This window comes from Gemmata palustris (assembly GCF_017939745.1).
GTDB classification, from domain to species: domain Bacteria; phylum Planctomycetota; class Planctomycetia; order Gemmatales; family Gemmataceae; genus Gemmata; species Gemmata palustris.
This window is the reverse complement of sequence record NZ_JAGKQQ010000001.1, coordinates 2,432,891-2,447,121: the sequence shown is the minus strand read 5'-3', so window position 1 is coordinate 2,447,121 and position 14,231 is coordinate 2,432,891. Positions and strand designations below refer to the sequence as shown.

The window sequence follows — 14,231 nt, the reverse complement described above, 5'->3', positions numbered from 1 at the left end:
AGGTGAGCGTAGTTGTACCACGGTCCCGTCCCGCACGCCGCACGAAAATCGCGCGCGTTCCGCTCCGGGATTCTGGCGCCCGAGTGGCGCGGCCGAAGTTCTAACTCGTACCTTCCGTTCCTCCAGATGGGGGCGGGTCCGAGTTGATGGGTAAGGTGAAACTGGATTCCGCCCCGCGCGGGCGCGCGGGGGCGATCGTGAGCAGGCCGCCGTGCGATTCGATGATGCTCCGACTGATCGTGAGCCCGAGCCCCATGCCTTCCTTCTTGGTGGTGTAGAACGGCTCGAACACCCGGCGGAGCCCGTCGGCGTCGAACCCGATTCCCGAGTCGATGACCCGGACACAAACACCGGCGACGGTCGCGGCCGTTTCGATGACGATCCGGCGCTCGATCACGGGCCGGGTCGTGAGGGCCTCGGCGGAGTTCCGAATCAGGTTCAACAGCACCTGTTCGATCTGGATGCGGTCCACTTGGATTGGGGGAACCTCGGGGGCCAGGCGCGGCACCACTCGGATCTCGTGGTGCCGGAGCTCCGGTCCGACCAGCGCCAGCGCCTCGTGAACGACGTCGTTAATTTGAGCCGCGGAGCGGTGCGGCTCCCGCTTGCGCATGAACTCGCGCATCCGGTGGATGATGCCCGCGGCCCGCTCCGCCTGCCCGACCGCCAGATCCAGGGCCTCGACGACACCCGCGGTGTCCCCACCGTCGCGGAGCCGGAGCACGGACCCGCGGCAATAATTGATGACGGCCGTAAGGGGCTGGTTCAGTTCGTGCGCGAGTACCGCGGCCATTTCTCCCACGATACTGCACCGGGTCACGTGCGCGAGTTCGGCCTTGTGCTGGCGCAGTTGCTCCTCCGCGTGCCACCGGGCCGTAATATCGGTAAACGAGACGACGACCGGGCGGGCACCGCCCGGGGCCGCGGGGAGCGCGTGGGCGCTAATCATGAGCCGCACGAACGGGCCGCGCGCGGGGGCCGCCAGGAGGGTCGCACCGGCGCTCAGCGCATGGGCCGTGCGCGCGACCTCCCACGGGAACAGCTCCGGCGATAGTGGGCGCCCGTCTTCTCGTAGCACGAGCCCGATGCGATCCGTAAGGGACGCCCCCATTAACCCGCCGAGGCGCTCCCCGAACAGCCGCACCGCGCTCTCGTTGCACGTCAAAACGCGCCCGTCCGGGTCCAGGGAAACGACCCCTTCGCGCAGCGCGGAGAGCACGAGGCGGTGCCGCTCCTCGCTCTCGCGCAACGCGCGCTCCTGCTGCTTGCGCTCGGTGACGATCTGGAGCGAGGACATGACCAGGTCCGGCGGAACGAACGAGTACGTCATGAGAACGTCCACGCCCGTTACGCACGGGCCGGTCCAGGTCACTCCGGGCCAGTGGAACTCGGCCTCGAACGAAACCCGGTCCCGGTAGCACCGGGCAACATTCGCGCAGTGGTCCGGACGATTCTTGTGTACCTCCGACAGCCTCCGGCCGAGCGCGGCGGTGATCTCGCCGCCCGTGAGCCGCTTGGCGGCCTCGTTGCAGTCGGCCAGAACGAAGTCGCTACCGTCCACGCGCCAGCACGCGGTCGCGAGCGGCGCGTTATGAAACAGATCCCGGAACCGCTCCTCGCTCTGCCGGAGTTGCTCCTCGGAGCGCTTGCGGTCGGTCACGTCGCGCCCGACCGACTGGAACTCGATCAGCCGGCCCCCGGTGTCGAACAGCCCGCGGTTGGTCCACTGTTGCCACCGCACCTCCCCGTTCGACGCCAGAACCCGGTGCTCGATGGTCGCTACGGGGTGGTCGGGCGCGATGGTCGCGAGGTGGCTCCGGACCGATTCCTGGTCCGTCTCAGGGACGAGGCCCCAAAACGGGCGCCCGATCAACTCGTCCGCGCTCCGGCCGAAGTACCGGCAGTACGCGCCGTTGACGAAGGTGAGAGTTCCGTCCGGTTGGACGCGGCAAACTTGCTCCGTCTGAGCTTCCACCACGGCGCGGAACCGCTGCTCGCTCTCGCGCAGGGCGCGCTCCGCGCGCCACTGGTCGGTCACGTCCCAGTGCGCGACGCTCGCCCCGAGGTCACGGTCGGCTAAGGGCGCGCCCCGGAGTTGGTACCACCGGACCTCGGCGCCGACCCGGAACGGGCACACCGCGGCGAACCGCTCCGACGTCCCGTTCAAGACGGCACAAATGCCGCGCTCGATGACAGCCGATTCTTCCGAAGAGGGGCCGGTTACTGCGTAACAGGCCTCCAGATAGTTACTCCCCACACCAGGTGCGCCGGGATCGAGCGACCGGAGCGTGTGCTCCCAGGCGCGGTTGGTAGCGGCAATAATCCCGTTTCGGTCGAGTAGAACGATCGGCACGTCTAACGCATCAATGCCGCCGTGCTCCGGTACCGCCCCAGAAGCCACAATCGGCCCGTGCGTTAAATTCGCATCGCGGACAGAGGCTAGAACGGTACCATCGGCCAGAGGAGCGAGTACAACCGTCACCGGGAACTCGACCCCATCTTTCCGCCGCCCTTTAATGTCGGCACACGGGCACATGGGGCGAATGCGGGGGCGCGCGGCATATTCCGCCCGTTGTTCGTCGTGCCGATTCCGGGCGCTTTCCGGCACCAGCGCGTCAACGTGAACCCCTACAAGTTCCCCGGGAGCGTACCCGAACATCTCCTCGGCGCGGCGGTTGGCGAAGCGGACGCGCTCTCCCGGCCCGACGGTGAGAATCCCGTCACTCAGGGCGTCAAGAACGACCTCCGCGGTCGATCGAAGCCCCGGGGGGCCTGCAGAAGCGCGTGTGTGTGGCATGGAACTCGTCAGCGGGTGCTGGCCGGGCCGCCTTTGGTGGGGTTTGGTTGTTCAGAGGGAAATAAGAGAAACGCGACCGGAATCGTGGCGCGTCGAGTGATAAAGGGTCAGTTCACGATCCTCCGGCGGTATGAAACCACGTAGGCGCTCAGTGATTCGCTCGCCATTCGGTAAACGGCGGCGAGAGGAAACGGTGACATTTCGCGGAGATCGAGCCGATTCAATAATAGTGTCAGCGATAATGTTATTGCAGCGTTTGGAGAAGACGACATTTGGTCGAGCGAATGCGGCCGGCCTCGTAATCGCAACAGATGTTAGAGGTTCTCGATCTGGCCCGTATTGCCTGTCACTAACAATTGCTAACCGTTTACCCGGAACGGCAGACGCACTGAACGGCAACGGCCTCAACTGCCGATATTTTAAGCCGCCAGAACTGTCAACCGCTCCCTCGCCGGGCGCCGATTGCTAACATCGACTAACATTTCTCCTGCCTGTGCAGCATTTCGGGCGATCGGTCATAGGGGTGCCTTTCCGCGTTCGCGACCCGCCAATTGTACCAGACAAATTATACCGTGTTCACAATGTGAACTCAATTGCATATGAAGAGCTCCATTGACGCCGCGAAGAGCTACAAATGGCCCCCATTTCGTCAAAACAAGTCAAGCACGTAAGGTGAAAAAAAGAGCCGGCGCCGGTACGAGCCGCGACCCGCGCCCGCGAGGAGATGTCCCGGTGCCGTGGGCGCCGGCCGGTTCAGTGGCTATACCGAACGGGGAGCACCGAAACAATCACGCCCAACCGCAGATACGAGCGCGGCCGAGGCGCTCGGTCCGAAGTGCGCCGCCCCACTCGTTTACCAGCCCTTTTACGAGCAACGCGAACACCTCACGGTCGCGTTCGATCCGGTCAGCGGGCCGCACGATCCGAGGAGAGCACCCGGCTTCAAACGGATTCTCCCAAGAATTGAACGCCAGCCCTCGTGGTCCGAACCACCGACGATCCAAAAAAAATGAAGTTCCCGGCACTCCCGTGTATTGACTTGCTCCAAGTAACCCGGCCCGCTCGGATCGGGCGCGCCAGCCATTACGCACTCGCGTGCCCCTGTGACGCGAGTAGACACGTACTCGGCACGGACCGAATGGTTCGACACAGGGGCACGGACCGGAACAGCAATCCGATGGAGTCACGCACGACCGAATCGTCGTCGATAATAAGCACCGTGGCCGGGGGGACCGGCATCAGGCGCGTCGGAGCAAGGATCTCCGCGCCGGCGCCTCGACGCACTCCCAGCAAGACTAAACAACGAGCTCGCGGAATGAGCCGCCCGCACTCAACGCCCCATTTTTCAACGTAAGACGTTTAGCAAGCCGCACGCCCCAAGAGCCAGGCCGCTCGCCCGAGTGAGGTCCGCGATATGAGCCCGTCCACGGTTTTTGTTGTTGACGACGACCCGAATGTCCGAAAATCGTTGTCCTGGCTGCTCGGGTCCGTGAACCTGCCCGTGCAGACGTTTGAAAGCGGCGAACAGTTTTTACGCGAAGTAGGAACGGACCGCCCGGGGTGCGCCATCCTCGATCTGCGGATGCCCGGGCTCAGCGGTCTGGCGGTACTGGAGCGGTTGGGCGCCCGCGAGCTGAGCCCGCCCGCAATTCTCGTTACGGCTTACGGCAACGTGCCCACCGCGGCCCGTGCCATGCGTGCGGGTGCCGTTCACTTCTTGGAGAAGCCCTACAACGACCAGGAATTGCTGGACACGGTCCAGGAGGCCTTGACGCGCGACGCGGACCACCGGGCCGAGTGCGCCCAACGAACCGCCGCGCGCGCGCGGTTGGCCGTCCTCACCCCGCGCGAGCGCGAGGTCCTCGATTTGGTAGCGACCGGCAAAGCCAACAAGGTCATCGCCCGCGAGCTCCAAGTGAGCGAAAAGAACATCGAGTTCCACCGGGCCAACGTGATGCGCAAGCTCCAGGCGACCAGCCTGGCCGAGCTGATCCGGCTCGTCTTAATGTTGGAAGATTCTTCGCAACAATAAGCCCCGCTCGTGCTCCCGCGAACGCACCGGTCGCGTTCGCGGGGCGGGCATTCGGTTCAAGAGACCACTTCCATCAATCAAGCTCAGACAATAATTTCTCCTCTTTTCGCGCCGCACTTTCAATCTTGTCCCGCGGGCACTGCGATCTCCCCTGACCCCGCCCCACTTTTCTGAGCGGAACCACAATGCCACTGAGGGAATCACCCAGGGCATAATTTTCAATGTCATTCGATCTTGGGGACATCCACTGACGGTGGGGCCTCGCAGCCCACCAATCGAACCGAGCGGTTCGTTCCTCCCGTTCCCAATTTGAGGACAGACCTTGCGCACCGCACACGGGCCGAAGCCCGCGAGCGCCGAGTACGCGCTCGCGGGCTTCGTGACCCTCTCAAAGTGGTCCCTCGTCGCGCCCGCTATCGAGCACCAGCTCCGGGAACATCCCGGAGAGAGCGTGGCCCTCGAGTGCGGGCGGGTCACCGGGTTCGCACCGGGGGCGTACTTCGCGCTCGCGCGCCTCCTCGAGTCGGCCCCCGGCCGGGTTCGCTTGCTGAACTGGCCGGCGCCCGTTTCACGGGCCGTAGTTCCGCTGGTCCTCGTCACCCAGGTGCTCGATGGCCTCGTCGCGGACCTGACCGAAACATCGCGCCTCGTGAGTCGATCGACCCGCGCCGAACTCGACGAATCGGTGACCCACCTCGCGGCGCGGGTCGCGGAACTGAAACAGAACTGGTTGGGCGCGAGTGCGCAGTTGGATCTCCGGGCCCCGCGCCCGCTCGGAGCACCGGGTCCGCTGTAGGACCGCGATGCTCACTCGTGCCCACCGCGCGAAAATTGAGCGCCTCCCCCGCGCCCATGAACAACGTGGGCCAACTGACCATACGGACTTATTCACCCCGCCCCGCCCCGGGGCACTCGTGAGGACGTGTTTTCCATGTTGAAGCAGATCGCAACGAATTTCGGCGACCTCGGGATCGGCACCCGGCTCATCGGGGGGTTCCTGCTACTGGCCGCGGCCAGTGTCGGCGTCGGCTACTACGGGCTCAGGTCCATGAGCGAGATGAACACGGCACTCGAGAACACGAACGCGAACCTGATTCCGTCGATCATCGCGCTGACCGATTTGCGCGGGAAGGGGATCAACACGATCCAGCGGAACGAGAGGACCATGATCCTGTCGACCCGGAACAAGAACGGGGACACGTACCGGGCCGCGACGACCGGTCTGGACGGGGCCTGGGCTCACATTCGAGAGGGGGGCACGCGGTACGAATCGTACCCCATGAGTGAGAAAGAGAAGCCGCTCTGGACCGAGTTCCGAGCGCGCCTGGAGGAGTTCCGCCGCGACCACGACGCGACGATGGCGGCGCTCAAAGCCGGTGACCTCGAAAAGGCCGAAAAGCAGTGCCTCGTGTCCGTGCCGAACGCGACCAAGATGGGCGACACGTTGAACGCCCTCATCGACCTCCAAAAAGAAACCGCAAAGCAAGACGCGGCCCAGACTCAAAGCCACTACGCCGCCGCCCGGACGACCATGTTCGTCGTGGTCGGGTGCGCGGTTCTCGCGGCCCTCGGGCTCGGGGTCTTCTTCCGGGGCCTGATCGTTCATCCCTTGGACGCCGCCGTCAAGGTGCTCCGAGCCGTCTCCGTTGGCGACCTGACTCACAAGGCCGTAGTGACCTCGGCCGACGAGTTCGGTCAAATGGGGACGGCCCTGAACACTACTGTTACAGGCCTTCACGCGGCGCTCCAACAAGACAAGGTCGACTGGGCGATGGTCGGCAAGCAGCGCGAGCAGAACGCGGACTTCGCGGGCCAGATCGCGGCCGTCAGTAAGGCCCAGGCGGTGATCGAGTTCAAGCTCGACGGGACCATCGTGAGTGCCAACGAGAACTTCCTGCGCACCCTCGGCTACAGTCTGTCGGAGATCCAGGGGCGGCACCACAGCATGTTCGCCGAACCCGCGTTCGCGGCCAGTTCGGAGTACCGCGAGTTCTGGGCCCGGCTCAACCGCGGCGAGTACGTCGCGGATGAGTTCAAGCGGATCGGCAAGGGCGGCAAGGAGGTGTGGATTCAGGCCTCGTACAACCCGATCTTCGACCTCAACGGCAAGCCCTATAAGGTGGTCAAGTACGCCACCGACATCACGGCCAACAAGAACATGGCACAGAAGGTGAAAGAGGACGCGGCCGAGCTCGAACAGAAGGTCGGCACGATCATGGTTTCGGTGGGCGCGATGGCCGCCGGGGACTTCACTCAACAGGTACCGGATCTGGGCACCGACGTGGTGGGCCAGATGGCGACCGAACTGAACAAGGCGATCCTGTCGGTGCGGACCGCGCTCGAGGGCGTGCGCGAGGTGTCCGAGCAGTTGGCCGATGCGTCGGGGCAGTTGTCGGCGGCGAGCGACGAGATCTCCACGGGCGCCCAGGAGCAGGCCTCGAGCCTCGAAGAAACCGCGAGCACCCTGGAAGAGATCACGGCGACGGTGAAGCAGAACTCGGACAGTGCGCAGCAGGCCCGGCAGCTCGCCAGCAGTTCCAAGGACGTGGCCGAGAAGGGCGGGCAAGTGGTCGGCAACGCGGTCGAGGCCATGAGCGAGATCAACCACTCGTCCAAGCGCATCGCGGACATCATCACGACGATCGACGAGATCGCGTTCCAGACGAACCTGCTGGCCCTGAACGCGGCGGTGGAAGCGGCCCGTGCCGGGGAACAGGGGCGCGGGTTCGCGGTCGTGGCTTCCGAGGTCCGCAACCTGGCCCAGCGCAGTGCGACCGCGGCGAAGGAGATCAAGTCGCTGATCGAGGACTCGGTCAAGAAGGTCGATGCGGGCACCGAACTCGTGAACCGGTCGGGCTCGACGCTCGAGGAGATCGTGACCTCGGTCAAGCGGGTAACGGACCTGATCACGGAGATCGCGGCCGCGGGCAAGGAGCAGTCGGTGGGCATCGAGCAGGTCAACAAGGCCGTGTCCCAGATGGACACCGTGACCCAGCGCAACGCCTCCCAGACCGAGGAAATGTCGGCGACGGCCCAGACCCTCACGGACCAGGCCGGGCAACTCCGCGACCTCGTCGCACGGTTCAAACTCAGTGACGACGGGCACGGGGCGCGCCGCGCCGCACCAAAAGTGTCCCGGAGCAAGGCCCCGGCTACGAAGCCCCGGCCCGCGGTGGCCCGCGCGATGAGCAACGGGCACTCCAACGGCCGCACCCACGAACTCGATCGGCTCGGCGGCGACGGCGGGTTCACCGAGTTCTAAAGTGACCGCGCCCCCGTTCTCGCCGCGCTGATAGGTATTGGTTCGTGCGTCGCGCACTCCACATCGGGGTAGTGCGCGACGCACGAACCAATACGTCGTTTGGGCCAACTGCGCATCAATCTCATTCGCCGTGGGGTACTGGAGCGGCGAGCAGCGGGGGTGCGACAACGCCAAGAACGTCGACGGGCGGAAGCGCCGCATCGTCGTGGATTCCTTGGGGGCGCTGCGGGCCGTGCGGGTGATCGGGCACTTTCCCCCGCGCGGATTTCTGGCATAATGTCGCGGACGCGCTCCCGCCTTTCACCCCCCGAGGAACCCGATGCGCCTTGCCCTCTCCTTCACACTCACGCTCGCCCTCGCCGTTCCGTCCCTCGCCGCGCCCCTGTCCGCGGGCGCGGCGGCGGTCGATATCACCCCGGCCAACGGGTGCCCGCTGGCCGGGTACTACTCGCCCCGCGGGGCCGAGGGCACCCACGACCCGCTGCTCGCCAAGGCGCTCGTCCTCGAGCAGGGCGACACCGTCGTCGCACTGGTGTCCCTCGACCTCCTCCTGACCACGCGCGACATGGTCGAGGACGCCCGCAAACTCGTCGAGAAGCGGACCGGCATCCCGGGGAAGAACGTGATGATCTCCGCGACGCACTCGCACACGGGGCCGGTGCTGTGGGACGAGGTCCCGCGCCCCGACGCGCCCCGGGACGGCAAGAAGATCGTGAAAGCGTACCTCGCCGAGTTGCCCGGCAAGATCGCGGGCGCGGTGCAGAAGGCGCACGCCGCGCGCGTGCCCGTGAAGGTGTCGTTCGGGTGCGGCACGGAGAACGGGCTGGCGTTCAACCGCCGGTTCCACATGGCCGACGGCTCCGTCGGCTGGAACCCGGGCAAGATGAACCCCAAGATCGTGCGCGCCGCCGGGCCGACCGACCCGTCCGTGCCCGTGGTACTGATCGAGACCGATACGAAGCCCCCGAAGCCGGTCGCGGTGTACGTCAACTTCGCGATGCACCTCGATACCGTCGGGGGCACGCACTACTCCGCCGACTACCCGCACGCGCTGGCGCGGGCGCTCGCCGCGGTCGCCGGCGACGACGTGGTGACGGTGTTCACGACCGGCACCTGCGGGGACGTGAACCACATCAACGTGGGCACCGACAAGGCCCAGAAGGGGCACGGCGAGGCGGCCCGTATCGGGACCCGGCTCGCGGCCGAGGTGCTGCGCACGTTCGACGCCCTGAAACCGGCCGCCGGGCCGCTGCGCGCGTCCCGTGCCACGGTCGAGCTCGAACTGCCGCCGGTGACAGCGGCGGAGGCGCTGGCCGCGAAGGGCGTCCTTGCGAACCTCGAGAAGGGGACCAAGCCGGTCCCGGGGTTTCTCGATCAGGTGCAGGCGTTCAAGGCGGTCGAGGTGTCCGCGCGGCTCGGCAAGCCGTACCCGGTGGAAGTACAGGTGATCTCGCTCGGGGACGACCTCGCGTGGGTCAGCCTGCCGGGGGAAATCTTCGTGGAGTTGGGGTTGCAGATCAAGCGCGGCTCGCCGTTCCGCCAGACGATGATCGCGGAACTGGCCAACGGGAGCGTCGGGTACGTGCCGAACCGGGCCGCGTACCCGCAGGGCGCCTACGAGGTGGTCAGCGCCCGGGTCGCCGAGGGCGGCGGCGAGAAACTTGTCGGTGCCGCGCTCGAACAACTGCGTGCGCAGTTCAAGGAGGGGAAGAAGTAGTCCGCGGTGCCGCACCCGACCGGTCGGTGCGAAGGAGCACATTTCCGTGCGGGCCAACCGCCCGCACACGTTCGAGACCGGATCAATCGATCGATTCGGGGCAATGGGTGAGCGTCTTTTGAGTCGGCAGACAGTTGTGTGTGGGCGTTCAGGAGGCGTTGGCCCAGTAGACCTCCCACCACCATTTTTTCTCTGCGGAACAAGGCGCGGATGTGGCAAATGCAATCGGCTAACCGAGGCGGGTTGGGAAGAATCACCTGCCCGCGCGACTTGATCTCACTCTGCGAGGATCTTCGCTCCACCGCGAATCGTGCCCTTCTCAACGGCAATCGGCGGGTCGCTGTCCGCGGCTTTTTTGTAGGTCACGGTCGCGCCTTCGTCGGCCGCTGTGACCTTCAGCAAACCGCCCGCGGTGAGCGTCGCAAACACTTTGGCACTACCGAGCATCTTCCCGCCAATTTCCAAACGCTTCGCGGTCACGACGGTGGTGGCACTTCCGGTCAAGCGCCCGGACGATTCCAGAACTATCACTGCGCCGCCCGGCGCGATGACCGTGAGCTTCGAGGCGCCGCTGACGTAACCGCCGATCGTCACCTTCCCGTTCGGCGCGTTGAGCCGCACGATCGCTTCGCCGTTCAGGTCGCCCGTAATCACGATCTCTTCGGCCACCAAGCCCGACGCATCGATTGTGCCTTTGCCGTTCACCGAACCGATCTTGAGCGCGCGCAACTTACCGGTGAGGACAACCCGGTCGCCGCTGTTCAGGTCGGGAAGGGCGGCCGCGTCGTCGGGGTTGTCGAAGTCGCGCTTCGGCGCGATTTGGGGGTCGACCTTCATCACGACGCCGATCGGCCGCGGACCGTCTTTCTTCGGCCCCACGACTCGAACGGGCTCTTGCGGCGGATCTTTGTCGCCGGTCGCGCCGGAAGGGTCGCCGGGCTTCGGTGTGTTCTGCCCCCCGCTCGGGGTGTCGCGCGGTCGTTGTGGTTCCGGCGAGAAGGGGAGGAGGTGCTTCGCCACCGCGCTCTTGGGCTCCGGCGGAGCGTGTGTCACGTCCGGCTCGCGGGTCCGAGGAGGAACGACGGGCTGTTTGAAGAAGGCGTAAGCCCCGATCGCAATCACTCCCCCAACGATCAAAAGCAGGAGCACGGGGAGTTCACGTCTCCCCTCGCTATTGAAGTCATTGAGAACGACCGGCCCCTCGAGCGGGAAGCCGCACGCGGGGCACTGCCCGGCGTCGAGTGCGGCCTCGGGCGCACCCTGTCGGCACTTCGGGCAGGTGAGAGTGGTCATGGCTGCTGCTCGTTCCGCGGAGTCTGGGCTGCTCCGATCATACCCGGAGGAACCCGATCGGCGAGCGCGGATCGCGTTCTTGTTACTTCTTCTTCAGGCGCGCGAGGGCCGCTTTTGCTTCGGCGCCCGGGCGCCCGCCGGTCGTCGCGATCTCGTCGAGAACGGATTGCGCGGGCGCGGTACCGATCTCTTCGAGGGCCTGGGCCGCGCGGAAGAGGCGCAGCGAATCGCCGACCAATCCGTGCGCGGGTGTGCTCAAGCCCTTCGCCTCCATTTTTCGCAAGAGGTCCAGCGCGCGGTCGCGCACTGTGGCGTTCTCGGATTGTGACGCGGCCGCGACCGTGGGCATCGCGCGAGTGCCGCGTTCGAGAAGTTCCTTCGCCGCGACCTCGCGGACGGCGAGCGTCTCGGAACCGAGTTCTTCGACCCAGTTCTTGATCTTCTGCTGCGTGGCGAGTGCCTCTTTCGCGCCCCGGGCGATGGCCGTTGTACCGGAGTCGCCCGCGCTCCCGAGGAGCTTCGTCGCCGGGTACCCCACGGCGGCGTCGGACGATTCCAGGTCGTTCCACGCGGTACGCAATTGGTCCGCTGTGGGGGCGGGTTTGGCGCTGCGAAACGTCAGATCCCAGACGGTGACGGCTTCCTCCGCGCCCGCGGACGCGGCGCGCTTGCCGTCCGGGAACACGACGAGTCGGGAGATCCCGCCGTACCCGGTGGTGAAGCTCCGCACCAGTCCGCGCGTCGCGAGTTCCCACACCTCCACGCGCCCGGCCGGCCCGCTGGAGCCGAACATCAGTAACTTGCTGTCGGGACTGAAGACCGCGTGGTGCGCGTACCCGTCTTCGCTGTAGCGGTCCGCTTTGAAGACTTCGGAGCCGTCTGCGGTGTTGAACACCGGCACCTGGGCCTGCGACGCGGCGGCGATCAGTTTCCCGTCGGGACTGAACGCGATCGCGGCGCGCTGCCCGCGCCCGATCCGAACCATCCACAGTTCTTTGGGCTTCTTGTCGCTTTCGGTCAGGCTCCAGAGCCGAACGAACCCGTCGCGCCCGATCTGTGCGAGCTTCTCGCCGGACGGATCGAACGCCAGCGCCATAACCGATGCCGTGGTTGGTGGGAGTTCCGTGCGCGCGTGTTTGCCGGTCGGGTCCGCGATCACCACTTTACCGCCGTCAACGGTCCACGCGACGCGGGTACCGTCCGGCGCCACGGCCACGATCTTCGCCCCCGCGCTCCCCTCAAATACGGTAGTCGGCTTCGCGGGCAGTGGGTTGAGTGGGTCGAAACCGGTGAAGGCGAGGACCGCGTCCGGTGTGGCGATGGCGAGCGTACCGCCGTTCGCGGCTGCCGAAACCGTGCGACCGGGTAGCGTGCCGACCGCTTTTGCGGTGTTCGCACCGACGGGCCACAGATACGCGGTGTCCGTGGTGAGCAGGAACAGTGACTTCCCGTCGCCCGACCCGAGCATCAGCGCCGGGTCCGGGAAGCTGTCATCTTCTGCGTGCATCTGTTTGCCCGTGGGTAAGTCCCACAAGCGCACGCGCAACCCGCCGTTCCCGGTCGCGACGAGCTTCGTGCCGTCCGGGGACACCGCGAACTCGCCGAACGCGCCGCTGATGCGTCCGGCCCATGCTTTCTTCTGGAAGTCGTACACGCCCGCGTCGCTGCCGTTGCCGACCGCGAGCGTGTCGCCGGTGAGCCAGGCGCGCGGGACGTTCACGCCGGGAATCTCGGCGACCGGCGTTCCGTTTTTCTCCGCGTAGATGCGCACGACGTCCGTGCCCTCGGGACTCCGCGTGCCGACCGCGAGGCGCTTCCCGTCCGGGCTGTACGCGAGGCCGGTAACGGACCCGAGGCCCTTCAGCGCGAACACCGGTTTACCACCAGTGACGAGATAAACCGTCACGGTCCCCTTCGCGCTCCCCACCGCGACCGCTTTGCCGTCCGGCCGGAAATCGAACTGGTCCACCAACGGTAGTTCCAATTTGGGGAGATTGCCCTCGACCTCCGAGACGACCGCGTTACTGGCGGTGTCCAACGTGATGACCATTGTGCCGTCGGTGCTGAACCCGAACCGGTGCGGGTTGGGGAAGGGCACGGTGTCGATTTCGCGGAGCGTTTTCGGGTCGAGGAGCCGGACAACGGTTTCCGTCCCGTGATGTACCGCGAGCCTGGTTCCGCCGTGGGTGTACCGCAACACGGACACGCTCATCGCTGGCCGTTGAGTCACGCCAATCTGATCGCCGGTCGCGACCGACCACGCCCGGACGGTGCCGTCCTCCCCGCCGGTCACGAACGTCTTTCCGTCCGGGGCGAACGCGACGCAGGTGGGGCGCTCGGCGTGCCGGAGGCGCGTTTTGCCGAGGCGCGCGACCACGCCATCGGCCAGCCCGTTCGGGTGAACCGTGACCGGACCCTTCGCGGGCTGTTTGGGTGCCGCGCCCGGTGGTTGCGCGGGAACGGGGGGCTCCTTCTGCGCGAGCGCGAGACCGGCCGGCCCGCACGACAACACCCCCGCTAAGATCCACGACCCGGGACGGGCAGCCATTGACGGAACCTCGGTGAAGGAGCCGGTACGGGGTCACTCACATTAGAAAGTAGACGCCGGACGCACTCAACCCTCACCAGAAAATCTCGGTCCCAAAATGGCCTTCTATTCACTTCTCTGAACCGCGTGAGGCCCGTGGAGCCTGATGACTCCACGGGCCTCGCGTGACGGGCGGTGTCGTCGGGTGTGACGGTACCGCTCCGGGTGCGGAACTTACCACCGGTCGCGCTTCACTTCGATCCGGGCGTCGCGCCCCTGCCGTTCCAGCAACCGCTCGACGCGCTGGGCGTCGTCGCGATCACGGTAGGTGCCGTAGGTCTCCCAGTGGCCGCGGTGCCGGACCAGCACCTCGAACCGCACCCCGCGGTGGTCGTGATCGCGGTCGAAGGTGGCCGGCGCTGCGGCTTCCGCGCTCGAGGGGCCGGCGGTCAGGCCGGCCAGTGTTCCGGTGGCGATCACAGCGGACAGGATGAGCTTGCGGATCATGGTCGTTCTCCTTTGTGGCGGGCCGGGTTCTGTTCGGCCCTCGTGTGAGTAGAACGGTTGTGTTCGGCGGCGTTGCGCGGTCCGCACGCGGCTCTC

General features: G+C 66.2%; 8 protein-coding genes. 4 read left to right on the top strand and 4 right to left on the bottom strand.

The window, feature by feature from the left end:
* Positions 1–100: 100 nt before the first annotated feature.
* Positions 101–2,797: a PAS domain S-box protein gene (locus J8F10_RS09925; protein WP_210653671.1), complete on the bottom strand. Its 2,697-nt coding sequence runs from the start codon at positions 2,795–2,797 to the stop codon at positions 101–103.
* 1,414 nt (positions 2,798–4,211) lie between these two features.
* On the opposite strand from J8F10_RS09925, the gene J8F10_RS09920 reads away from it, so the two are divergent.
* The 4 genes from J8F10_RS09920 (at position 4,212) to J8F10_RS09905 (ending at position 9,808) form a co-directional block, all read left to right on the top strand.
* The gene (locus tag J8F10_RS09920) at positions 4,212–4,829 is read left to right on the top strand and encodes a response regulator transcription factor (protein WP_210653670.1); all 618 of its coding nucleotides are present in this window, start codon (positions 4,212–4,214) and stop codon (positions 4,827–4,829) included.
* 322 nt (positions 4,830–5,151) lie between these two features.
* Positions 5,152–5,625 carry a hypothetical protein gene (locus tag J8F10_RS09915; RefSeq protein WP_210653669.1) on the top strand — a complete coding sequence of 158 codons (474 nt, stop codon included), beginning with the start codon at positions 5,152–5,154 and terminating at the stop codon, positions 5,623–5,625.
* A 135-nt stretch (positions 5,626–5,760) separates the two neighbouring features.
* A complete protein-coding gene (locus J8F10_RS09910; protein WP_210653668.1) occupies positions 5,761–8,091 on the top strand; it encodes a methyl-accepting chemotaxis protein in 2,331 nt (776 codons plus the stop codon).
* A 319-nt stretch (positions 8,092–8,410) separates the two neighbouring features.
* The gene (locus J8F10_RS09905) at positions 8,411–9,808 is read left to right on the top strand and encodes a neutral/alkaline non-lysosomal ceramidase N-terminal domain-containing protein (RefSeq protein WP_210653667.1); all 1,398 of its coding nucleotides are present in this window, start codon (positions 8,411–8,413) and stop codon (positions 9,806–9,808) included.
* A 276-nt stretch (positions 9,809–10,084) separates the two neighbouring features.
* Here the strand turns inward: J8F10_RS09905 and J8F10_RS09900 are convergent, their stop codons facing one another.
* The 3 genes from J8F10_RS09900 to J8F10_RS09890 form a co-directional block, all read right to left on the bottom strand.
* Positions 10,085–11,101 (bottom strand): hypothetical protein, encoded by a 1,017-nt coding sequence (locus tag J8F10_RS09900; protein WP_210653666.1) that lies wholly within the window; start codon positions 11,099–11,101, stop codon positions 10,085–10,087.
* Positions 11,102–11,183: 82 nt separating this feature from the next.
* The gene (locus J8F10_RS09895; protein WP_210653665.1) at positions 11,184–13,649 is read right to left on the bottom strand and encodes a WD40 repeat domain-containing protein; all 2,466 of its coding nucleotides are present in this window, start codon (positions 13,647–13,649) and stop codon (positions 11,184–11,186) included.
* Positions 13,650–13,862: 213 nt separating this feature from the next.
* Complete coding sequence (locus J8F10_RS09890) at positions 13,863–14,135, bottom strand: hypothetical protein (RefSeq protein WP_210653664.1); 273 nt, start codon at positions 14,133–14,135, stop codon at positions 13,863–13,865.
* Between the last annotated feature and the right edge of the window lie 96 nt (positions 14,136–14,231).